14 protein-coding genes are annotated in these 22,414 nt (G+C 72.2%); 4 read left to right on the top strand and 10 right to left on the bottom strand.

Annotated elements, in window-relative coordinates; translation table 11 throughout:
• Nucleotides 1–5: 5 nt before the first annotated feature.
• The 4 genes from ACFYNU_RS05955 to ACFYNU_RS05940 form a co-directional block, all read right to left on the bottom strand.
• Entirely contained in the window at nt 6–644 is a 639-nt protein-coding gene (locus ACFYNU_RS05955; RefSeq protein ID WP_356588073.1) for a response regulator transcription factor, read from the bottom strand.
• Nucleotides 637–1,920, bottom strand: a complete 1,284-nt coding sequence (locus tag ACFYNU_RS05950; RefSeq protein WP_356588075.1) for a sensor histidine kinase — start codon at nt 1,918–1,920, stop codon at nt 637–639. The genes ACFYNU_RS05955 and ACFYNU_RS05950 overlap by 8 nt, the downstream gene beginning before the upstream one ends.
• A gap of 71 nt (nt 1,921–1,991) precedes the next feature.
• On the bottom strand, nt 1,992–2,735 hold the full coding sequence (locus ACFYNU_RS05945; protein ID WP_356588077.1) for an ABC transporter permease: 744 nt from the start codon (nt 2,733–2,735) through the stop codon (nt 1,992–1,994).
• Between the two features lies 1 nt (nt 2,736).
• Nucleotides 2,737–3,687, bottom strand: coding sequence for an ABC transporter ATP-binding protein (locus ACFYNU_RS05940; RefSeq protein ID WP_356588079.1), 951 nt, complete (start codon nt 3,685–3,687; stop codon nt 2,737–2,739).
• A 162-nt stretch (nt 3,688–3,849) separates the two neighbouring features.
• Here ACFYNU_RS05940 and ACFYNU_RS05935 point away from each other — a divergent pair, with 162 nt between their 5' ends.
• Nucleotides 3,850–5,721 (top strand): ABC transporter ATP-binding protein, encoded by a 1,872-nt coding sequence (locus ACFYNU_RS05935; protein ID WP_356588081.1) that lies wholly within the window; start codon nt 3,850–3,852, stop codon nt 5,719–5,721.
• The gene (locus ACFYNU_RS05930) at nt 5,718–7,808 is read left to right on the top strand and encodes an ABC transporter ATP-binding protein (RefSeq protein WP_356588083.1); all 2,091 of its coding nucleotides are present in this window, start codon (nt 5,718–5,720) and stop codon (nt 7,806–7,808) included. The genes ACFYNU_RS05935 and ACFYNU_RS05930 overlap by 4 nt, the downstream gene beginning before the upstream one ends.
• An 84-nt stretch (nt 7,809–7,892) precedes the next feature.
• Here ACFYNU_RS05930 and ACFYNU_RS05925 read toward each other — a convergent pair whose 3' ends face one another.
• Nucleotides 7,893–9,227: a cytochrome P450 gene (locus tag ACFYNU_RS05925; RefSeq protein WP_356588085.1), complete on the bottom strand. Its 1,335-nt coding sequence runs from the start codon at nt 9,225–9,227 to the stop codon at nt 7,893–7,895.
• A 692-nt stretch (nt 9,228–9,919) separates the two neighbouring features.
• Here ACFYNU_RS05925 and ACFYNU_RS05920 point away from each other — a divergent pair.
• A complete protein-coding gene (locus tag ACFYNU_RS05920; RefSeq protein ID WP_356588087.1) occupies nt 9,920–11,935 on the top strand; it encodes a M4 family metallopeptidase in 2,016 nt (671 codons plus the stop codon).
• A 438-nt stretch (nt 11,936–12,373) separates the two neighbouring features.
• Here the strand turns inward: ACFYNU_RS05920 and ACFYNU_RS05915 are convergent, their stop codons facing one another.
• On the bottom strand, nt 12,374–13,057 hold the full coding sequence (locus ACFYNU_RS05915) for a hypothetical protein (protein WP_356588089.1): 684 nt from the start codon (nt 13,055–13,057) through the stop codon (nt 12,374–12,376).
• Between the two features lie 215 nt (nt 13,058–13,272).
• Between ACFYNU_RS05915 and ACFYNU_RS05910 the strand changes: the two genes are divergently transcribed.
• Nucleotides 13,273–14,781 (top strand): helix-turn-helix domain-containing protein, encoded by a 1,509-nt coding sequence (locus ACFYNU_RS05910; protein WP_356588091.1) that lies wholly within the window; start codon nt 13,273–13,275, stop codon nt 14,779–14,781.
• 60 nt (nt 14,782–14,841) lie between these two features.
• Here the strand turns inward: ACFYNU_RS05910 and ACFYNU_RS05905 are convergent, their stop codons facing one another.
• The 4 genes from ACFYNU_RS05905 to ACFYNU_RS05890 all read right to left on the bottom strand — a co-directional run bounded on the left by ACFYNU_RS05905 (nt 14,842) and on the right by ACFYNU_RS05890 (nt 22,265).
• Complete coding sequence (locus ACFYNU_RS05905; protein ID WP_356588093.1) at nt 14,842–16,104, bottom strand: alginate lyase family protein; 1,263 nt, start codon at nt 16,102–16,104, stop codon at nt 14,842–14,844.
• Nucleotides 16,105–16,295: 191 nt separating this feature from the next.
• Complete coding sequence (gene glgP, locus ACFYNU_RS05900; protein WP_356588096.1) at nt 16,296–18,884, bottom strand: alpha-glucan family phosphorylase; 2,589 nt, start codon at nt 18,882–18,884, stop codon at nt 16,296–16,298.
• Between the two features lie 823 nt (nt 18,885–19,707).
• The gene (locus ACFYNU_RS05895; protein WP_356588098.1) at nt 19,708–21,024 is read right to left on the bottom strand and encodes an FAD-dependent monooxygenase; all 1,317 of its coding nucleotides are present in this window, start codon (nt 21,022–21,024) and stop codon (nt 19,708–19,710) included.
• The gene (locus tag ACFYNU_RS05890; protein WP_356588100.1) at nt 21,021–22,265 is read right to left on the bottom strand and encodes a monodechloroaminopyrrolnitrin synthase PrnB family protein; all 1,245 of its coding nucleotides are present in this window, start codon (nt 22,263–22,265) and stop codon (nt 21,021–21,023) included. The genes ACFYNU_RS05895 and ACFYNU_RS05890 overlap by 4 nt, the downstream gene beginning before the upstream one ends.
• Nucleotides 22,266–22,414 lie beyond the last annotated feature (149 nt).

Here is a 22,414-nt window from a genome sequence, read left to right as displayed (position 1 = left end):
CCGGCTCAGCCGAGGATCTTGCGGTCGTATCCGACGGCGACCGCCGCCGCCCGGTCCTTCACACCCAACTTGCCGTAGATGTGGGTGAGATGGGTCTTCACCGTCGCCTCGCTGATGAACAGCTCGGCGGCGATCTCCCGGTTGGACGTGCCCCGCGCGACGAGTTCGAGGACCTCGCGCTCGCGCGCCGAGAGGGCTTCGTTGCCGGCGGCGGGCGTACGGACGCGGGAGACGAGCCGGGACGCGACGGCGGGCGACAGGACCGTACGTCCCTCGGCCGCCGCCCGTACCGCCGTGAACAGCTCCTCTCGGGGCGCGTCCTTGAGGAGATAGCCGGTGGCGCCCGCCTCGATGGCGGGGATGGTGTCGGAGTCCGTGTCGTACGTGGTGAGGACGAGGACCTTGGCGCGGGCCCGGTGCCCGGTCAGCGCCGCGATGGCGGCGACGCCGCCGCCCTGCGGCATCCGCAGGTCCATCAGGACGACGTCCGGGTCCAGCCGCAGGGCCAGCTCGACGCCCTCGACACCGCCGGACGCCTCGCCCAGCACCTCGAAGCCTTCGGCCGATTCGAACATGCCGCGCAGACCGTCCCGTACGACGGGATGGTCGTCGACGACGATCAGGGTGATGGTCCGCTCAGGCATGGCGTACCAAAGGTACGCGGGCCGAGACCGCCGTACCGCCGCCGCCCTCCTCGGACTCGACGGTCACGGTGCCCGCGATGCGCTCCGCGCGGGCCCGCATGCCGTCGAGCCCGAAGCCATTCGCGCCGGAGCGCGGGCGCAGCACGAGCGGGTCGAAGCCGCGCCCGTCGTCCCGTACGTCGAGAGTGATCTCGTCGCCCATGTACGACAGGGTGACGCCGGTCCGGCGGGCGGCGGCGTGCTTGGCGGTGTTGGCGAGGGCCTCCTCGGCGATGCGCAGCAGGGTGGCGGCGACCTCGTCGTGCAGGGGTTCCTCGGTGCCGGTGACGGTGAACCGGGCGTCCACGCCGGTGCGTTCGGCCCAGTCGGCGACGGTCTTCGTCAGGGCCTCGGCGAGGGTGTCGTGGTCCAGGGCGGCCGGGCCGAGGTTCCGTACCGAGCGGCGGGCCTCGCCGAGACTGTGGCGGGCGAGGGCGGCGGCCCGGGTCAGATGCTCGCGGGCCAGCTCCGGGTCGGAGGTGGCGGTGACCACCTGGAGCTGGGCGATGATGCCGGTCAGCCCCTGGGCGATGGTGTCGTGGATCTCGGCGGCGAGCCTGCGCCGCTCGTCGGCGACGCCCGCCTCCCTGGCCTGGACGAGGAGTTGGGCGTGCAGGCCGGCGTTCTCCGCCAGGGCCTGTTCGAGGCGGGCGTTGGCCTGTTCGAGCTGGGTGATGGTCGCGGCGCGCTCGGCGGCGATCTCGGACTCCTGGCGGCCGAGATGGGCGAAGACGAGGGTGAGGGAGCCGTTCAGCAGCAGGAGCCCGGCGAACAGGGCCCATTGGAGGATGTCCTCGGGCGGCAGGCCGCCGGACTGCGAGCCCGCCATGATGACCGCGTATACGAGCAGTCCCGCCCGGACGGCGCGCTCGGGCAGGAGATGGCCGCTGTCGAAGTAGCCGAGGATGGCGTAGATCGCGAAGAGCGGGTTGAGCCAGGTGAGGACGAACGCGACCACGGTCCGCACCGCGTAGTAGACGAGACCGGCCGCCGACGGCTCCCGCCGGCGCAGCGTCCTGACGTTCCAGGTCAGGTCCCACCAGAGCTGGAGCGCGGCGGCGACGACCACCAGCGCGCCGGTCAGACACACCTCCGTGCGGGTCATGCCGAAGGCGTCCACGCTGAGGGCGGAGATCACGGTGGACAGTGCCAGCAGGGCGTACGGGCCCCGCCGGTGGAACTGCTCCCACCGCTCCTCCACGGATTTCGGCACGCTCGCCGACCCGGCCGTCGTCATCCCCACAGTGTGCCCCTCCCTCCGCGGCCTCCGGCGGGGGCCGGGGACGGGGATCTCCCGCCCGAAGCAGGTCACTCCCAGCGGAACCAGCGGGCGGCGCCCGCGGTCAGCACGAGCGCCCACAGCGCCATCACGCCCAGGTCCACCCAGTGCGGCCGGCCACCGAGCATCGCGGCGTCGAGGGCCTCGGACGCGGCGCCCATGGGCGAGTAGCTGACGATGTCCCGCAGCAGGTCGGGCATCGTCTGGACGGGCAGCCACACCCCCGCGGTGAACATCGACGGGAAGAACAGCGCGGAGCCGATCGCCTGGCCCGCCCGCTGGGTGGGCGAGATCGCGCAGACCAGGCCGCCCATGGCCAGGGCGCCGGCCGTCGCGAGGGCCAGCGCCAGGAGATATCCGGCGAGCTGCCCCGGCAGCGCCACCCCGAAGGCGATCCTGCCGACGGCGATCACCAGCGCGGACGAGGCGAGCGCGCCGGCGCCCAGCAGGACGATCTGCGAGGTGAGCAGCGTGGCGGGCCGCACGGGCGTGGTGGACATACGGCGCAGGATGCCGCGCTCGCGGTAGCCGATCAGGATCGGCGGCATGGCCTGGAGTCCGCCCACGATCAGGGCGAGCAGGGAGGCGACGGGGACGTACAGGTCGATGACCCGCCGGCCGCCGAGGTCGGGGTCGGCGTCCTGGTAACCGGGGATCAGCCCGATGATCACCATCAGGAGGGTCGGGAAGGCGACGAGCCAGAAGAGCACCCCGGGCTCGCGGGTCAGCAGGCGCGCCTCGGTCTTGAGGACGGCGGTGGCGGCGGAGGCCATGTCAGACCCTCTCGGTGGTGGCGGGCGTGGTCGCAACGGACGGGGCGGCCCCGGTGTCGTTCTCCGTCAGGTCCAGGAACGCGTCGTCCAGCGTCGCCTCGGTGACCCGGAGCTGGTGCGCGGTGACGCGGAGCCGGGCGAGCAGGGTGATGACCGCGTTGACGGTGTCGTCGGTGCCGTTGATGACGAGCCGGTCGCCCTGTGTCCCCACGGACACCGCGCCCGGCAGCCCGGCCAGGTCCTCGTCGCCCAGGGGCCGCGACGGGGTGAAGGAGATGACGGTGGTCGCGGAGGACCGCGCGATCAGCCCGGACGGGGTGTCGAGCGCGGCGACCTTCCCCCGGTCGATCACGGCGATCCGGTCGCAGAGGCGCTGTGCCTCCTCCATGAAGTGGGTGACCAGCAGCACCGTCACCCCGGAGTCGCGGATCTCCTCGATCAGGCTCCAGGTGTCGCGCCGGGCGCGCGGGTCGAGGCCGGTGGTCAGCTCGTCGAGTACGACCACCCGGGGGCCGCCGATCAGGGCCAGCGCGATGAACAGCCGCTGCTTCTGGCCGCCGGAGAGCTTCGCGAAGCGCGTCGAGAGCTTCGCCTCAAGTCCGAGGCGGGCGGCGAGCGGACGCCAGTCGGCGGGCTTCGGATAGAAGGCGGCGTACAGCTCCAATGCCTCGCGCACCGTCAGCTTCGGCTGGAGTTCGCTCTCCTGGAGCTGTGCGCCGAGGAGAGCGGTGACCTGCTGGTGGTCGCGGACCGGGTCGAGTCCCGCCACCCGGACGGTGCCGGAGTCGGGGGTCCTGAGCCCTTCGACGCATTCGACGGTCGTCGTCTTGCCCGCACCGTTGGGACCGAGGATCCCGAAAATCTCGCCTTCTTCGACGGTGAAGTCGACACCGTCGACGGCGGGCTTTCCCCCGTAGGCCTTGCGCAGGCCGTTGACTTCGATAATCGCCATGCGGGCAGCATCTCCCCGAACGGCCGGGAGCGGCATCGGCCATCGCGCTCGACCTGTGATCAACCGATCGGTTGATGCCCACCGTCGCGACCGATCGGCCGATGCCCACGTCAGCCGGAAATCGGTGGGCAGTGTCAGAGGTGAAACGTAGGCTCGCCCCTGATGTCGACCTCCGAAGATGTACCGACCAAGGACAGCTCAGCCGTCCGGGACCGCTCCGTCGTGCGCTCGCTGCTCAGGCTCTGGCCGTACGTACGGCCGGTGCGCGTGCGCCTGTTCAGCGCGGCGTTCGTCGCGGTGCTGGCCTCGTGTCTGGGCCTGGTCATCCCCCTCGTGCTGAAGTGGATGGTCGACGGTCCGATCGCGGACGGCGACAAGGGCGGCATCTGGCTGGGCGCGCTGTATCTGCTGCTGCTCGGGATCCTGGAGGCGTGCCTGTTCGGCTTCCGGCGGTGGCTGGTGGCGAGGCCGCTGGCGGGGGTCGAGGCGGCGATGCGGGCCGATCTCTACCGGCACCTCCAGCGGTTGCCGATCGCCTTCCACGACCGCTGGCCCTCGGGTCAGTTGCTGTCGCGCGGTACGACGGACCTGATGCTGCTGCGGATGTTTCTGGCCTTTCCGCTGACCTTCCTGCTGGTGAACGGGACGACGATCCTGGTCGGGTTCCTGATTCTGCTGATGCAGGAGTGGACGCTGGGGCTGGTGCTGCTGGCGCCCGTGGTGCCGCTGGTCGTCCTGTGTTCGGTCTTCGAGGCGAAGTACTCACTGGTGGCGCGCAAGGCGCAGGACCAGGTGGGCGATCTGACCACGGTGGTCGAGGAGAGCGTTCTCGGCGTACGGATCGTGAAGGGCTTCGGCAGGCACCGCAGTCAGGCCCTGGCGTTCCGGGCGCTCGCGGAGCGGCTGCGCGGTACGGAGCTGGGCAAGGCCCGGCTGCTGGCGGGCATCTGGGCGCTGATCATGGTCATCCCCGAGGTGGCGATCGGCGCGGCGCTGGTGCTCGGCACGGTCCAGGTCGCCGACGGGCATCTGTCGACCGGCACGCTGGTCGCCTTCCTGTCGACGGCGCTGGCGCTGCGCTGGCCGGTGGAGTCGATCGGCTTCCTGCTGGCGATGAGCCAGGAGTCGGCGACGGCGACGGAGCGGTACTTCGAGGTGATGGACGCCGAGGAGGAGACGGCGGACACGGCCGGGCCGGCGGCGGACACGGGCGCCGGGTCGGACGGGCTGCGCTTCGAGGGGGTGTCGTTCCGGTATCCCGACGCGGAGGCGGGGTCCGTGCCCGTACTGACAGGGGTGGACCTGCACATCAGGTCCGGCGAGACCATGGCCCTCGTCGGCGCGACGGGCTCCGGGAAGACGACGCTCACCGCGCTGGTGCCCCGGCTGCACGAGGTGACGGGCGGCCGGATCACGCTCGACGGCGAGGACATCACACGGATGCCCCGGCAGCGGCTGCGTGAGCTGGTGTCCGTGGCCTTCGAGGAACCGACCCTCTTCTCGGCGACCGTCGGGGAGAACGTCCGGATGGGCGCCGAGAGCGCCGACGAGGCCGCCCTGTCGCGGGCGCTGGACGTGGCGCAGGCCGACTTCGTGAAGGATCTGCCGCAGGGGGTGCGCACGGAGGTCGGCGAGCAGGGGCTCAGCCTCTCCGGCGGCCAGCGGCAGCGGCTGGCGCTGGCGCGTGCGGTGGTCGGCAGACCGCGCTTCCTGGTGCTCGACGATCCGCTGTCCGCGCTCGACGTCCATACGGAGGCGCTGGTGGAGGCGGCCCTGCGCCGCGTGCTGGAGGAGACGACGGCGCTGGTCGTGGCGCACCGGCCGTCGACGGTGATGCTGGCGGACCGGGTGGCGCTGCTCTCGGACGGCCGGATCACGGCGGTGGGCACACACCACGAACTGCTGCGGGACAACGCGGAGTACGCGTGGCTGATGTCGGGGGCGGACGCGGAGGGCGAGGCCGCGGAGGGTGGGGCCGCGCCGGAGACCGGAGGCGACGTGGCGGCGGAAGCCGTCGAGGGGAGCATGCGATGACGTCGTCACCGACGACCACGAGCGACGGCGCGCCGGGACCGGACGACGGCGGGGATACGGGCGCCGGTACGGGCGGGGGTACGGGCGGGGGTACGGGCGCGCACGGCGCCGAACACGCCGCCGACGCGGGAACCGTCACCGACACGCTCACCCAGGTGGACCCGGGTCCCGGCACCGGTGGGTACGGCGCGGCGCCCACCGTAGGCGCAAAGCCGTCCGGCGGCGACCACCTCCCCGTCCACGCACCCGCCGTGCAGGGGTCGAAGGCGGCCGGGAGTGACAACGCGCCCTCGGACGACGACCCCTTCGCCCAGGACGCGCTGCCCGCGCCACCCGGTGCGACCGGCGCGCTGCTCCGGTCGCTGCTGCGCGCCCGGCGCGGCAAGGTCGTCGTCGCCGCGCTGTTCCTGCTCCTCCAGCAAGCCGCCGTCCAGGCCGGTCCGCTGCTCGTCGCGTACGCCATCGACCGTGGTGTGCCCGCCTTCCGGGCCGACGACAACGGCCCGCTGATCGCGGTCGCCGTCGGTTATCTGTTCTGCGCGGCCGGGGCCGGCGTCTTCCAGTACGCCTTCATCCGCGCGTCGGCCCGCGTCAACCAGGACGTGCTCCTCGATCTGCGCGGCCGGATCTTCCGCCACGCCCAGGCGCTGAGCGTGGACTTCCACGAGCGCTACACCTCGGGACGGCTGATCTCCCGCTCGACCACGGACGTCGAGTCGCTGCGCGAACTGCTCGCCGAAGGGCTCCAGGAGCTGATCGGGGTCATCCTCGCGTTCGTCTACATCTCGGCGATGCTGCTCTACTTGGACCTCGGCATCGGCGGGCTCGCGGTGCTCTCCTTCGTACCGCTGTACGCGCTGGTGCGGCTGTACCAGCACCGGGCCGGCGCCATCTTCGGCAAGCGCTCCACCGCCATCGCGGCGGTCATCGTGAAGTTCGCGGAGACGATGAACGGCATCAGGCCGGTGCGCGCGTTCCGCCGCGAGCGCGCCAACGACGCCGACTTCCACGCGCTCAACCACCACCACGAACGCACCAACGGCGACGCGATCCTCGAAATGGCGCGCTATGTGATCGGTTCACGGCTCACCGCGAACGTCGCGGTCGCCGGGATCGTGCTGTGGGGCGCCTTCCGGGTGGCGGACGGCACGCTGGCCCTCGGGGTGCTGGCCGCGTCGGTGCTGTTCCTGCGGAGGCTGTACGACCCGATCGACCGGCTCGGGATGTTCCTCAACTCCTACCAGTCGGCCGCCGCCTCGCTGGAGAAGATCGCGGGCCTGCTGGCCCAGACGCCGTCCGTGCCGGAGGCCGCGTCCCCGCGCCGGCTGCCGGAGCTGACGGGCGGACAGCCGGGCCGGGAGGTCGTGTTCGACTCGGTCAGCTTCTCGTACCGTACGGGCGGCGAGGTCCTGCCGCGCTTCGATCTGACGCTCCCGGCCGGCCAGACGGTCGCCGTCGTCGGTTCGACGGGCGCGGGCAAGTCGACGCTGGCGAAGCTGCTGGCCCGGTTCTACGACCCCACCGAGGGCCGCGTCCTGCTCGACGGCACCGATCTGCGGGACCTGGATACCCCCGAACTGCGGCGCGGTGTCGTGATGGTGACCCAGGAGGCGTTCCTCTTCTCCGGCACGGTCGCGGAGAACATCGCGATCGGCCGTCCCGACGCCTCGCGCGACGACATCGAGCGCGCGGCGAAGGCGATCGGCGCGCACGACTTCATCAGCCGGCTGCCGGAGGGGTACGACACGGACGTACGGAAGCGGGGCGGCCGGATCTCGGCGGGCCAGCGCCAGTTGGTGGCCTTCGCCCGCGCGCTGCTGGCCGACCCCTCCGTACTGATCCTGGACGAGGCGACCAGCTCCCTCGACATCCCTGGCGAGCGCGCCGTGCAGCGGGCGATGGACACGGTCCTGGCCGGCCGTACGGCGGTGGTGATCGCGCACCGTCTGTCGACGGTGGAGATCGCGGACCGGGTCCTGGTGATGGAGCACGGCCGCGTCGTGGAGGACGGCTCCCCGGCCGAACTGATCGGCGGCGTCGGCCGGTTCGCGGGCCTGCACCGGGCGTGGCGGGACAGCCTGGCCTGATGCCACGGGTCCCAGGATCCGCGGCGTCATGGCCGAGCCGGTGCCGGAAGCGCCGGGACGGTTCGGCCTCACCGGCCCCGCACTTCAGCGTCGGCGCGGCGGCGTCAGCGTCGCGCGAGTGGGGCCGTCCGGGCGGACCGTGATGCCATACACCGCCTTGGCCGGGGTGGCGGAGAAGTTCACGGTGTGGGCGGGCAGCAGGTGTTCGAGGAGGACGGTCGATTCGCGGAGCGCGAATTGCAGTCCGAGGCAGGCGCGGGGACCGATACCGAAGGGGAAGTAGGCGCCCGGGTGGGCTGGCCGGCCGTCGGGGGCGGTGAACCGCCGGGGGTCGAAGTGCTCCGGATCGGGCCACAGTTCGGGGTCGCGGTGCGTGAGGTACGGGCAGACCAGGATGTCGGTGCCCGCCTCGACGGCGTATCCGGCGAGGGTGTCGTCCTCGGTGGCGTGACGGGGCAGCATCCAGGCGGACGGGTAGAGCCGGAGCGTCTCGTGGACCAGTGCCTGGACGGCCTGGCGGCGCTGCTCCGTGCCCTCGCCGCCGGCGGCCAGGGCCTGTTCACGGGCGGCCGGGTGCTGGTCGAGAAGCAGATAAAGCCAGCTCAGGGTGGTGGCGGTGGTCTCGTGCCCGGCCACCATCAGGGTGACCATCTCGTCGCGGATCAGCCGGTCGGTGTACTCGGGGCGCTCGGCGGCGGCGTCCGTCAGCACATGCAGCAGACCGGGGCCGTCCGGACCGGCCGCCCCGCCGCGCGCGGCCTCGACCGCGTTCCGGGCGACCGCGTCGATCCGGGCGAGATCGGCGGCGACGGCGTCGTGGGAGCCGGTGACATCGGCGGGCAGGGTGGGGAGGGCGGTCGCCACGGCGGCCACGGCGTCCAGTTCACGCTCGGTGCCGTCGTCGAGGGCGTAGCCGGTGAGGGCGCGCCAGATGGCGTCCAGGGCGAAGCGCCGCATCTCCCGCCCGACGTCGAAGCTCTGCCCGGTACGGGCGTACTCCGCCCAGCGCGCGGCGGTGGTCCGGGCGGCCCCGGTGATCCGCTGCTCGTAGCGGCGCATGCCGGGGCCGGTGAACTGGGACTGCAACAGCCGCCGTTGAGACTTCCACGCGGCGCCTGTGGCGGCGAGGACGCCGTCGCCGATCAGCAGCCGGGCCCGGTGGGAGCGCTTGACGTACCGGTCCGGATACCGGGCGAGTACCTGCTGGACGGCCGCCGGGTCGGTGACGAGAACGGTGGGGGCCGGCCCGAGGCGGAACGCGGCGACACCGCCCCACCGCGCGCGCACCTCGGTCAGCAGCTCGACCAGTTCACCCCCCTGCGACCGCCAACGCCGCAGGAGTTCGGGATCGGCTTCGGGAAGGGGCCGTCCCGTGCCGGGTACGTGCGCGAGGGGATCGGCGGTGGCTTCGGGCTCCATGGGTTCCTCTCCTGGTCGGCCGCTGTGCTCGGCGGCCCTGACGGAGCGTTGGCGCCAAGGACTGTACGGGAGCGGGGCGGGTCGCCGGACCGGAATACGGTGTCCCACCAACGCCCGTTGTGGGAACATTCGTACACCCTCGTCCGGGGCATATGCCCCGCTTCGGCGGTTGCCGCGCACCCGGCCGACGGTCGACCTGGACGGCGTCGGCATCACCTCGGCCACGCCCCTGACCGGAATTGGACATCGAGTGGATTCCGGGTGATCGCGAATCCACGTCCCGGGAGCGCGAGTTCGACGTCGCGGCGACGGCCTGACCCGTGTTCGCGGTTTTTCACGGCGAACCGGACCACGGGCCGCTGACCGACGCGAGTCGGCAGATCATCACGGCCGCCCGGCGTACGCCCGCGTAACACCGCCGCAACAGCGCCGCAGATTTCGCTTAACGAACACGGGACTTCGCGCAGCGGACGATTTCCGGCCAACTTGTTGACGCGCTCCTGACAGGCAAGCCGGATTCCTGCGACTCTTCCTCCGTTCTGAGCACCACTGCTTCGCATCTCGTGCACCACTGCTCCTCATCTCGTGCACCGCAGCTCAGCTCGTGCTCCACCTTGCTCCTGCGTTGCCCTGCACTGTCCGGGCCGCCCACCCGAGCGTGGTCCGGTACCCCCCTCGCAGAAGGAGTTCGCGTGAGACCCACGCCCAGCCGCCGCATCACCGCGACCGGCGCTCTGATCGCTGTCACCGCTCTTCTCGCCGTCGGAGTCCAGGCCGGCAGCGCCGCCGCCGCCCCCGACTCGGCACCCTCGGCACCGGTCGCCGGCAAGGCCGACCCCGGCGCGCTCCCCAAGGCCCTCTCGCCCGCCCAGCGCGCCGAGCTGATACGCGAGGCCAACGCCACCAAGGCGGCCACGGCCGACGAACTCGGCCTCGGCGCCGAGGAGAAGCTCGTCGTACGCGATGTCGTCCAGGACCGTGACGGCACCACGCACACCCGCTACGAGCGCACCTACGCCGGCCTCCCCGTCCTCGGCGGTGACCTCGTCGTCGCCACCACGAAGGCGGGCGCCACCGAAGGGGTCAGCAAGGCCTCCAAGGCGGCCCTCAAGTCCGTCGAGACCAACGCCGACGTGCCGGCCGCCGCCGCCACCAAGCAGGCGCTGTCCGCGGCGAAGGCCGAGGGCTCGACGAAGACCGCGACCGAACGCGCTCCGCGCAAGGTCGTCTGGCTGGCGGACGACAGGCCGACCCTCGCGTACGAGACGGTCGTCGGCGGCTTCCAGAAGGGCGGCACGCCCAACGAGCTGCACGTCGTCACCGACGCCGCCACCGGCGAGAAGCTCTACGAGTGGCAGGCCGTGCACGAGGGCACGGGCAACACCCAGTACAGCGGCCAGGTCACCCTGGGCACCGCCCCGTCGTTCACGCTGACCGACACGGGCCGGGGCAACCACAAGACGTACAACCTGAACCGCGGCTCCTCGGGCACTGGCACCCTCTTCTCGGGCCCGGACGACATCTGGGGCAACGGCGCCGCGTCCAACGCGGAGACCGCCGGCGCCGACGCGCACTTCGGTGCCGCGCTCACCTGGGACTACTTCAAGAACGTGCACGGCCGCACCGGCATCAGGGGCGACGGCGTCGGCGCGTACTCCCGCGTGCACTACGGCAACAACTACGTCAACGCCTTCTGGCAGGACAGCTGCTTCTGCATGACGTACGGCGACGGCGCGGGCAACGCCAAGCCGCTGACGTCCATCGACGTGGCAGCGCACGAGATGTCGCACGGCGTCACCGCCAACACGGCGGGCCTCGTCTACAGCGGTGAGTCCGGCGGTCTCAACGAGGCGACCTCGGACATCTTCGCCGCGGCCGTCGAGTTCAACGCCAACAACGCGCAGGACGTGGGCGACTACCTGATCGGCGAGAAGATCGACATCAACGGCAACGGCACGCCGTTGCGGTACATGGACAAACCGAGCAAGGACGGCGCGTCCAAGGACTACTGGTACTCGGGCATCGGCGGCGTCGACGTCCACTACTCGTCGGGTCCGGCGAACCACTTCTTCTACCTGCTCTCCGAGGGCAGCGGCGCCAAGACCATCAACGGCGTCAGCTACAACTCGGCGACGTCCGACGGGCTGCCGGTGACCGGCATCGGCCGGGCGAAGGCGGAGCAGATCTGGTTCAAGGCCCTCGCCACGAAGTTCACCTCGACCACCAACTACGCGGCGGCCCGCACCGGCACGCTCGCGGTCGCCGGTGAGCTGTACGGCACGTCGAGCGCCGAGTACAAGTCGGTCGCCGACGCGTGGGCCGGCATCGCCGTCGGCACCCGCCCCGGCGGCAGCAGTGGCACGGTCTTCGAGAACACCGGGACCGTCGCGATCCCGGACAACGGCGCGGCGGTCACCTCGACCGTCAACGTCACCGGCCGTACGGGCAACGCGCCCGCCGCCCTCCCGGTCGGCGTGGACATCACGCACACCTGGCGCGGTGACCTGGTCGTCGATCTGATCGCCCCGGACGGGACGGTCTATCCGCTGAAGCCTTCGAGCAGCGGTGACTCGGCGGACAACGTCGTGGAGACGTACACCGTGAACGCCTCGTCCGAGACTGCCAACGGCGCCTGGAAATTGCGGGTCCAGGATGTCGCCGCGCAGGACACCGGACGTATCAACAGCGTGAAGCTCACGTTCCCTTGAGACGTGAGCCGTCAGCCGGCCGCTGTGAGCCTTGAGACGTGAGTCTTGGGCGTCGCCACGAGGCGATGACGCGCTGAACCGACAGAGAGCCGCCCGGGTCCTGAGGACCCGGGCGGCTCTTCGTCGTCAGGGCGGCTGACGACGCGAATTCCCGGCCCACCCCCTCGAAGGCGCGCCCGAAGGGGTGGGCCGGGAACCGGCCGGCGGGGACTTCCGCGCGCACTCCCGGTCAAGAAGTGCCTCGCGATGTCCGTCCACCGGCTCTGTGTCACAGACGACCAGCTCACGGACCGGAGAATCGTGGTCAATGTGAACAGTGCGGAGACCCACCGTCGCTGACCACGCCGCGACGGCTCCCCCGCTCCCGCACTGTCACCAATCCTCCGGCCCGAGCGCCGCTTCCCCCGTCGCCCGCGCCCTCCACCTCGGCCTCGGCTCCTAGCGGAGCTTCTGTACGGCCGTGGTGGTGGTCTTCTTGAACGCCGCGACCGGCGCGCGGTCCAGATCCCCCAGCTGGTTCCACGTGACGATCGTGACGGTGTCGCCGTCCCGGCCGATGCCCAGCAGCCGTACGTTGACGCCGGAATCCGGAACCGAGGTGGCGACGCCGATGACCCGCGCGCCCTCCTCGACGGGAAGCCGCCCGTAGTCCTGCCACGAGGCGGTGCCACCCGGGGTGGCGCGCAGCCAGTCGGCGGCGCAGGCCGCTATGGCCGTCTCGGCCGACGCGGCCAGCTTCCGGGCCGCCGCGTCGCTCGTCGCCCGGACGCTCACCTGCGCGCCCTCGGTTTCGAGATCGGTGCCGAACATGCGGTGCCAGGTCGTGCCCGTGGCGGGCAGCACCTTCTCCAGGCAGAACGGGTCCGACTCCGGGGCGCCGGCGGTGATGTCGCCAGCGATCCAGAAGTTGCCCGCGGCCTGCGGCATGTCCTTCGCCGCGAGAAAGCCTGGTGTGGTGGTCGCCTGCGGCGCGGCCTGGACGCTGCCGGACGCCGAGAGCGCGAGTGCGGCGGCGAGCGCCGCGGTCGAGACCACGGTGAGTGCGCCGGCGAGCGCGGCGGTCGTGGTCCCGGGCAGCGCCCGCCGCGGCGTGCCGTCTCTCGTGTTTCTGCCTGCGGTCATGAAGTGGATCCCCCTGGTCGTGCTTGGTCGTGCTGTTCGCACCGGCTTGATCGGCCGGTGATCCCAGACTGGTCGGTGTCTCGATCCGACGGCAACAACCTGGGGAATCGCGGAACGCATGGAACGCGTACGCGTACCCTGGCCTGGGAAAACGACAAGCGCCTGGAATGGCCGCGGAACGACGTGGCGGGCGGTAGGCGGCAGGGGGACGGGGAATGGGCCGGTCGGAGCAGGTCCCGGCGGAGACGGCGGAGTTCGCGAAGCGTCTGCGCGCACTCAAGGAGAGAACCGACCGCAGTTACGGCTCGCTCGCCACCCAACTCCACCTCGGCGCCTCGACCCTCCACCGCTACTGCCACGGGCACGCGCTGCCCGTCGAGTACGCGCCCGTGGAGCGGCTGGCACGGGTGGTCGGCGCGACGGCGGCCGAGCGCGTGGAGCTGCACCGGCTGTGGCTGCGGGCGCACTCGGCGCGTACGGAGGAGGGCGAGGAGACGGACCCGGTCGCGGTCACGGAACCTGAGCCCGTACGTGAGCCGGAGGCCGTACGCGAGGCGGAGACCGTACGCGCGGAGGAGCCGGAGACCGTACGCGCGGCAGAGCCGGAGCAGAAACCGGAACCGGAACGGACCGTGAGCTTCGACCCGGCCCCGGACTTCGACGCCCCGGCCGACGCCCCGGCCGACGACGTCACGGACGACGACGACCCCGATCCGCCGCCCGCCGGCCCCGCGGCCCCGCCCATGTCCCGCCCCCGCGCCTCCCGGCTGCGCCGCCGCCAGATCGTCGGCGCCGCGCTCGCCGTCGTCACGGTCCTCGGCGGCACCGTCGTCATCGCGGCCGATCTCGGGAACTCCGACTCACGCACCGACAACAGCGCACCGCGCCTCTCCGATCTCGGCCCGGACGGACCACCGGACTCACGCTCACCGTCCGCGCGCCCGAAAGGCCCGTCGGCGTCGGCGAGCCCCTCGAAGTCCGGCGGCGGCCCGAAGGCGTCACCGTCCGGTTCCGTCGGCTCCGGCAAGACGGAAGCCGGTGCCGGCGGCGGCAGCGGTGCCGAGGCCGGACAGGGGTCCGAGGACAAGCCCGACGGCGACGCGGGCAACACGAAGGCGCTGGAGTGGAGCGCGGACAGCCACAAGTGGCAGTCGGCCTGCGACCACACGTATCTGATCAACCGTGCCCCCGCCGCCGTACCGCCGCCGCCCAACTCCCAGGACGCGCGGCAGTGGGCGACGGCGCTCGGCGCGGTGCACGGCAAGTCGACGCTCACACAGGCCACGATGCGCGCGGCGGCCGGCGTGGGGCCCGTCGTCGTCCAGGAGTTGTTCGCCCGGGTGGTGGGGCGGCGGGCGCCGCTCGACTGGAACGCGTACGAGATGAGCAGCGGCTGCGGCGGCGCGATCACCCCGGCCGTGTTCACCGTGGACCTCGACGCGTCGCGGCCGATCGTGCGCCCGGTCGACGGCGGGAGCGAGGAGGGGCCGCTGCCCGCGCCCAAGTTGCCCTATCAGGTGACGTCGAGCGAACCGCTCGTCGTGAAGGTCGACGCGAGCACCAGCGGCTGCGACTGCGACTGGTATCTGGAGGTGCGCTGGTCGGCGGGGAACCGTACGGGCGTCACCCGCATCGACGACGGCGGCAAGCCGTTCCGTACGAGTGCGGCGGCCGGCCGGGTGCACGGGTACGACTACACGACCGGGAAGTGGATAGGACCCTGACGGTACGCCAGGGCCCCATCCGGACACGTCCGGACACATCCGGTGTCAACCGCCGTGCGGTCAGGCGGGGTTGTTCGCGTGGGTCAGCGTCTCCCAGGCGACGAACAGGTTGTTCGTGCCCTGGGGGCGCATCCGCTCCGTGTACTGCTGGGTGTTCGACATCGCGTTGCCCAGCCGGTTGCCCAGCGCGTTGAAGGCGACCTCGCTGATCGGTCCGAGGTTGTCCTTCAGGCTGCCTCCGCAGAGGTTGCCGGGTACGGGCTCGCCGTTCTGGTACTTGGTGTGCAGCCCGAACGCGTGCCGCAGCCGGTCGCCCACCTCCGGGTAGAGGTCCTGGCCCTGGATCCGGCTGGTCTCCGCGACGTGCGAGATGGCCGAGAGGCCGTAACCGGTGTGGGTCAGGTCGCGGCAGGTCTCCTGCGCGAGTCCCTGCATGAAGGTGGACTGGTTGTGCCAGTAGCCGATGATCTCGTCGCGGGTGTCGAGTCCGCTGCCGGGCACGGTCCGGGGCAGCGCCCCGTCGGAGGGCAGATAGATGAACGCGGGGACCCGGTTGCGGAAGCGGCCCACGGTCTTGTCGTAGGCGGCCTTGTCCTCCAGGTGGACCGCGATGCCGATCGCGGCCTCGTTCATGCTCAACTCCCAATTGCCGTTGGAGTTTGAGCCGTTGATGATCTCCGGCAGATACACGTTCCGCAACATGGTGGAGAAGCGGCCGGAGTTGGGCCAGCTGGTGTACGTGTACTTGATGATCTCGGCGGCCTTGGGCCACGACGAGCCGGCCCACGCGGTCTGGAGCGGCGCGTTGCTGTTGGTGTGGTCGCGGATCGTGTTGGACCAGGCGTCCATCAGCTCGATGGACTTCTTGGCGTAGCGGTCGTCCCGGGTGATGTACCAGGCGAGCGCGGTGGTGTACGCCGCTATCGCGTCCTCACGCTCGTCCGTGCAGCCGTTGTTGGGGTTGGAGTACGAGCCGCACTCCACGACCGCGCGGGGCTTGGGCACCCGGGACAGGGAGGCGTACTTGCTCCCCATCATCTGGTCGTACGCGGCCTTCCACGGCGCGGCGTTGGCCTGCACCCTGCCGCGTACGAAGTCGAGTTGGGGGCGGCTGACGCCGACGCCGGGGTGGGTGAAGGTCGCGGGGGCGGCGACTGCGGCTGACGGTGCGTCCGCGGAGCGGGACGCCGTGGTGGGCGCGGTGGTGGCCGCCCGGTCGCCGGCCGTCGCGGGAGCCATGAAGGCCGCGCCGATCAGCCCGGCGAGCGCGGCGGACAGGCCGAGGATTCTGGGGATGGCTCTGGGGATGACTCCGGGGCGCATGGGGGTGCCTTCCGGTTGGGGGGTGTTCCTCAACTCCGTTCATCCACATGAACAACAGGCGGAGTTGTGAACCCTGGTTGAGTGAGGAATTTAAGGCCATCGCATGAACACGTCAAGGTATGTACCAATGGACTTGGCGGAGACGCCGAAGGGCCCGGCGGACGGTGTCCACCGGGCCCCGGGAGCAGCGCTCAGCGCATCAGTACGCCCCCGGCCTCCCCCGTCGCCTCGGTCGGCAGCGCGACAAGGCCGAGATCGGCGGCGGCGAGCATCGGATGCGTGGGCAGCACCCGGACGGTGTAGCCGAACGGCCCCGTACGATCCAGGGCCAGCGGCCCCTCGTACACCCAACGGCCCGCCTGATCAGGCCCGCCCGCCGGTTTCAGCGGGAAGATCTGCGCGTCGGCGATCGTGTCGTCGGACCCCACCCGGCCGGCGACGGCCTGCACCTCCACGTCGTCGGGACGGAGCTGCCCGAGGGTGACCCGCACATTCAGGACGAGGGTCGCGCCCAACTCGGCGCTGCCGCCCGCCGTGGTCGCTGACACGGCCTCCACGTGGTCGACGGCGACCCCCGGCCAGGCGGCCCTGACCTGGTTCTTCCAGCCGGCCAACTCCCGCGCCGTCGCGGTGTCCAGCGCGCGGTGGGCGTGGGCGGCGGGCGCGTACAGCCGCTCCACGTACTCACGCACCATCCGGTCGGCGAGCACCTTCGGGCCGAGCGTGGTCATGGTGCGCCGGACCATCTCGATCCAGCGTCCGGGCAGTGCCTCGGCGCCCGATTCCGTACGGTCGTAGAAACGGGGCGCGACGCGGTCCTCGATCAGCGCGTAGAGGGCGTTCGCCTCCAGGATGTCGCGCCGGTCCTCGTCGGACGCCGAACCGTCGGCCGTCGGGATGGCCCAGCCGAAGTCCGGCTCGAACCACTCGTCCCACCAGCCGTCCAGCACCGACAGGTTGAGGCACCCGTTGAGCGCGGCCTTCATCCCGCTGGTGCCGCACGCCTCCAGCGGGCGCAGCGGATTGTTGAGCCAGACGTCGCAGCCCGGATAGAGCTTCTGCGCCATCGCCATCCCGTAGTCGGGCAGGAAGACGATGCGGTGCCGCACGCGCGGGTCGTCGGCGAACTTCACCAGCTCCTGCACCAGCCGCTTGCCGCCGTCGTCCGCCGGGTGCGCCTTGCCCGCGACGACGATCTGGATCGGCCGCTCCGGGTGGAGCAGCAGCTCCGTCAGCCGCTCGCGGTCACGCAGCATCAGCGTGAGGCGCTTGTACGAGGGGACGCGCCGGGCGAAGCCGATGGTCAGGATGTCGGGGTCGAGGACCCCGTCGATCCAGCCCAGTTCGGCGTCGGCCGCGCCGCGCTGGTGCCAGGAGGCGCGCAGCCGGTCCCGTACCTCGTGCACCAACTGCTCGCGCAGGGCGCGCCGTACGCCCCAGAGGTCGGCGTCCGGCGCCTCGCTCGCGCCGCCGGCGCCGAGCGCCGCGATCTCGGGTGCGACCCAGGTGGGGGCGTGCACACCGTTGGTCACCGAGGTGATCGGTACGTCCTGCGGGTCGAAGCCCGGCCAGAGCCCGGCGAACATCTGCCGGCTGACCGCGCCGTGCAGGGTGGAGACACCGTTGGCGCGCTGCGCGAGACGCAGACCCATGGCGGCCATGTTGAACAGGTTCGGCTCGCCGCCGGGAAAGGTCTCCCTGCCGAGGGCCAGGACCTGGTCGGTGGGGACACCGGGCAGAACACCGTCCTCGCCGAAGTGGCGGGCGACGAGTTCGCGGTCGAACCGGTCGATGCCGGCCGGCACGGGGGTGTGGGTGGTGAACACGGTGCCGCCCCGGACGGCCTCCAGCGCGGTGTCGAACCCGAGCCCCGTGTCGCTGAGTTCACGGATGCGTTCCAGCCCCTGGAAGCCGGCGTGGCCCTCGTTCGTGTGGAAGACCTCGGGCTCGGGGTGACCGGAGAGCCGGCAGTACGTACGGACTGCGCGCACGCCGCCGATGCCGAGCAGCATCTCCTGGAGCAGCCGGTGCTCGCTGCCGCCGCCGTAGAGACGGTCGGTCACCTCGCGCTCCGTCGGCCCGTTGTCCTCTATGTCCGAGTCGAGCAGCAGCAGCGGCACACGGCCGACGCGCGCCTGCCAGACGCACGCGCGCAGCGAGCGCCCGCCGGGCAGCGTGAGCGCGACCCGGCTGGGTGTGCCGTCCTCCTCCCTGAGGAGGCTGAGCGGCAGCTCGTTCGGATCGAGGACGGGATAGTGCTCCTGCTGCCAGCCGTCACGGGACAGGGACTGGCGGAAGTAGCCGTGCCGGTAGAGCAGCCCGACGCCGATGAGCGGTACGCCGAGGTCGCTGGCGGCCTTGAGATGGTCACCGGCGAGGATGCCGAGACCGCCGGAGTACTGGGGCAGGGCGGCGGTGACGCCGAACTCGGGCGAGAAGTACGCGACGGCGGCGGGCAGTTCGGCGCCGCCGCCCTGGCCGCTCTGTTCCTGGTACCAGCGGCTGCCGCCCAGATACTCCGCCAGGTCGGCGTCGACGGCGGCCAGCCGTTCGAGAAACCCCCGGTCCCCGGCCAGCTCCGCCAGCCGGGTGGCGGACACGGCCCCGAGCAGCCGCACCGGATCCCGCCCGGCGGCGGCCCAGCCGTCGGGATCGACGGCCTCGAAGAGTTCACGGGTCTCGGGGTGCCAGGACCAGCGCAGATTGCGCGCGAGGCCGCTGAGTGGTCGCAGAGGTTCGGGCAGGACGGGGCGCACGGTGAATCGACGGATTGCCTTCACGTGTTCCACCTTCGCAGGGGACATCCGGACCGACGGACCACACCACGCTGTGCACCCCGCCATCACCCTGACGGTATCGCCGACGCCCCGCCGCCATCGACGGCGCACGAGCGCACACGGCTCAACGGAATTGCGCGGGGTGACCTCCGGCCGGGGCGGCGAGCCGCCGACCGGCCCCGAACCCGGCCCCCACACCGGCCCGACGCCGGACCCACGCGCCAAGCCCCCGCAGAACCGGCCGAAGCCCAGGCAGCGGCAGCCGGGGAGACGTCGGCGCGAGGGCCGGGCACTGCCGCCGCACGGCCCGCCGCCCGCCCGAGGGGCGCGCGGGAGGGAGCCGGGGCGCGGACCGGGGTCGCCCGTCGCCCACCGACCACGCGCCGGGCGGGCGCCGGGGGCGGCGGCGCGGCGGCACGGAATCCGGCAGCGGTCCGCGACAGAGTCGCCCGACGGGCCGACGGGCCGTCATCGGCCGAACGGTTACACGCAGCCGTACGCCGCGACGTGACGCCGTCGGAGGCTCGGCCGGCCCGGGGCACGGGGCGGCACCGGCCGCCGGCCGAGGGGAACGAACTGCGGCTGAGGCTGCCCACCGCTGCCCGATCGCACGGCGCCGTGCACAGCGGCGGGACCGGCCGGACCCATGCGTGGGCGTCAGCCGGCCGTCGGAGAACTGCGCACGGGCGGCAGCGGCCTCCGGCCGAAGGGGACGTGCCTCGTCGCGGGCGGGCGGGCGAACGAGCAGCCGTCCGGTTCGGGGACCGTCGCCGGCCCGCCGGGAAGGGGCCGGGGCGGCAGCGGGCCCCTTACCCAGCGGGGGGCGTCAGCCGGGGGCCGGGGTGGGTACCTCGTACGGGGAGCCCGCGTTCACCGATTCCGGGTCGAACGCGCCCGTCGAGGCGTAGCGTGCCGCTATCTCCGCCAGTTCCGACGGGGGGATCACGTCCGCGATGTCCGTGAAGCCGTCGGGGGCGCGGGTGTGGGCCAGGGTGATGACGACCTCCGGGCCCTGTTGGCGGTTGGCGAGTTGGAGCTCCGTCATCGCCGGGCGGCGTTCCCTCTCGTACGCCGTCAGGGCCTCCGAGCGGTCCGGGTGCGTCGCCAGCGCGTGGGCCAGCGCGCGGGCGTCGACGATCGACTGCGTCGCGCCGTTCGAACCGATCGGGTACATCGCGTGCGCCGCGTCGCCGATCAGCGTCGTACGGCCGTGGGTCCACCGCGCCAGCGGTTCGCGGTCCACCATCGGATACTCGAACGCCCCGTCGGCGGCGGCCAGGACCTCGGGGAGGCTGACGCCGTCGAACTCCCAGCCCGCGTAGTGGTGCGCGAACTTCGCGACCGGCACCGGCCGGTTCCAGTCGCCGCGCTCCGCCCCGGCCACCTCCGCCGCGGGCATCGCCAGCGCCCAGTTGACCAGGACGTCCCGGTCCCGCCCGCCGGCCCCGCCGACCCTGCCGGCCCCGGCCGGGTGCGTCATCGGGTAGACCACGGCCTTCTGCCGGTCGTCACCCGCGATGAACATGAACGTGGCCGCCCGCTGCGCGGGGACCCGTGAGACACCGCGCCAGACCAGCATGCCGTTCCACGGCGGCTCGCCCTCGCCGGGGTTCAGCGCGGCCCGTACCGCCGAGCGGATACCGTCCGCGCCGATCAGCACGTCCGGCTCCATCGAGGCGCCCCCGCCCCGGCCCCGCCCGTCGCGATGCGCGAGGAGCACGCGCGCGCGACCGTCGGGAGCGGTCTCCAGGCCGCCGACCCGGACGCCGGCGACCACCGCGTCGCTGCCGAGCCGTTCGCGTACCGCGTCGGCGAGCACCCGCTGGAGGTCACCTCGGTGGATGGACAGCTGCGGCCACCGGTAGCCGGCCGCCAGGCCGCGCGGCTCGCGGGAGATCAGCCCGCCGCTCCGGTGGTAGTAGCGCAGTTCACCGGTGCGTACGGCGCACTCGTCGAGCCGGCCGAGCAGCCCGAGCGCGTCGAGTTCGCGTACGGCGTTGGGCATGATGTTCAGCCCGGCGCCCAGCGGCTGGATCTCCCGGGCCGCCTCCACGACGGTGATCCGGTCGAAGCCGGCGGCGTGCAGGGCCAGGGCGGCGGTGAGGCCGGCTATGCCACCGCCCGCGATCATGATGTGAGTCATGGGGTGAGTCTCCTCTCGCGAAGCGGTGAGACCGGCGACGAGACCGACGGTGCGGCCGACGGCGAGGACCCGGGTGCCTGCGGCTGCGCCTGCACCTGCGCCTGCTGCGCCGAGGCCCGCGCCGGCGCGGGCGCGTGCATCCGCACATTCGCGTGCCGCACCAACGTCTCGTTGTCCCGCGTCAGATCCAGCACCGACCGCAGCAGCGCGATCGGCGCGCCCCCGCTGCCCGCGTCGTACAGGCGCAGCTCGTCGCTGTACGCCTTGCGCGCGATACCGATGTGTCTGGCCCGGAACGTCTTGAGTATCCGCAGCACCCGCGCCGCCGACACCGCCGACGCCGCCAGCACCGGTGGCAGCCGCGCCGTCGACTCCCAGCTGATCGCGGCGGACAACTTGCTCACGGCGGACGTCGAGCCCCGGTGCGCCGCGTGGAAGGCCCGCCACGACGGCAGGCTGTAGAGCACCGACTCGTCGAGGAAGGCGTCGTACTCCGGACTGCTCCGGTCGCTCTGCCACAGCGTCAGATCGACCAGCCACAGCGGCACTTGCGCCGCCGCCGGGCCCAGATAGTCGCGGCCCGCGACGTCGACCTCCTCGAAGTACGGCCGCAGCCCGCGGGCGAAGAACTCCGGCGACACCTGCGCGACGGTGAAGTCGATGGAGTCGACCATGGCCTGGACGTGCTGCCCCGTACGGTCGAGCGCGTCGGCGAAGCGGGGGTCGTACGGCTCCAGTCCGGCCAGCTCGTCGCAGGAGTCGAGCGCGGCGACGAGCGCGGGGAAGACCATCCGTACCGCGTTCTGGAGGTGCCCCTCCATCTGCTCGCCGGTGTACATGCGCTGGCGGTCGCCGAGCGGATTCCACGTCGTGTAGTGGTGCACGGTGTCGCGCGGCACCATGTCGGTGCGGTGGCCCAGTTCCTGAAGGACGGGCAGGGCCTCGGGGACGGCGGCGAGCGGTTCGACACCGTGCCGCTTCAGCGAGCCGAGGAGCAGACCGAGGTCGCGTACGGCGGCGAGCGCGTCGACCACGCTCAGCGAGGCGGTGCGGTCGGGATCGGGGACGAGCGTGCGCAGGGCGACGGTGAGCGCGGGGATGTCCGCGTCCCGGTTCATCGCGGGTACGGCGGCGACTATCGCGTCGGCGCCCAGCGGATCGGCCGCGCGTATGCCGGCTATGCGGTAGCGCGGCTCGTAGCGCGCCTCGATCGCGGGCGCGACAAGGTCGTACAACGTCATGGAAGTGCCCCCCTCGGGCGTGGGTCGGGTAGGTGGTGGGACACGGGGCGGGCGGCGCCGTGCCGGCACCGTCACGGTCGCGCTCGATCGCGCGGCCCGACCGGCCGGCTGCGCCTTCGCCCCGTCGCGGCGATCCCCCCACGGTCCTG

Origin of the sequence: Streptomyces sp. NPDC006643 (genome assembly GCF_042870175.1) — a bacterium.
GTDB lineage: Bacteria > Actinomycetota > Actinomycetes > Streptomycetales > Streptomycetaceae > Streptomyces.
The sequence above is the reverse complement of the archived record's forward strand: the minus strand, read 5'-3'. Positions and strand labels throughout refer to the sequence as shown.

Bases quoted from the DNA above. Each gene is read 5' to 3' on its own strand.
- ACFYNU_RS05950 (WP_356588075.1), bottom strand. From the start codon at position 1,920: ATGACGACGGCCGGGTCGGCGAGCGTGCCGAAATCCGTGGAGGAGCGG.
- ACFYNU_RS05890 (WP_356588100.1), bottom strand. From the start codon at position 22,265: ATGACGTTGTACGACCTTGTCGCGCCCGCGATCGAGGCGCGCTACGAG.
- ACFYNU_RS05895 (WP_356588098.1), bottom strand. From the start codon at position 21,024: ATGACTCACATCATGATCGCGGGCGGTGGCATAGCCGGCCTCACCGCC.
- ACFYNU_RS05910 (WP_356588091.1), top strand. From the start codon at position 13,273: ATGGGCCGGTCGGAGCAGGTCCCGGCGGAGACGGCGGAGTTCGCGAAG.
- ACFYNU_RS05905 (WP_356588093.1), bottom strand. From the start codon at position 16,104: ATGCGCCCCGGAGTCATCCCCAGAGCCATCCCCAGAATCCTCGGCCTG.
- ACFYNU_RS05940 (WP_356588079.1), bottom strand. From the start codon at position 3,687: ATGGCGATTATCGAAGTCAACGGCCTGCGCAAGGCCTACGGGGGAAAG.
- ACFYNU_RS05925 (WP_356588085.1), bottom strand. From the start codon at position 9,227: ATGGAGCCCGAAGCCACCGCCGATCCCCTCGCGCACGTACCCGGCACG.
- ACFYNU_RS05930 (WP_356588083.1), top strand. From the start codon at position 5,718: ATGACGTCGTCACCGACGACCACGAGCGACGGCGCGCCGGGACCGGAC.
- ACFYNU_RS05955 (WP_356588073.1), bottom strand. From the start codon at position 644: ATGCCTGAGCGGACCATCACCCTGATCGTCGTCGACGACCATCCCGTC.
- ACFYNU_RS05945 (WP_356588077.1), bottom strand. From the start codon at position 2,735: ATGGCCTCCGCCGCCACCGCCGTCCTCAAGACCGAGGCGCGCCTGCTG.
- ACFYNU_RS05915 (WP_356588089.1), bottom strand. From the start codon at position 13,057: ATGACCGCAGGCAGAAACACGAGAGACGGCACGCCGCGGCGGGCGCTG.
- ACFYNU_RS05935 (WP_356588081.1), top strand. From the start codon at position 3,850: ATGTCGACCTCCGAAGATGTACCGACCAAGGACAGCTCAGCCGTCCGG.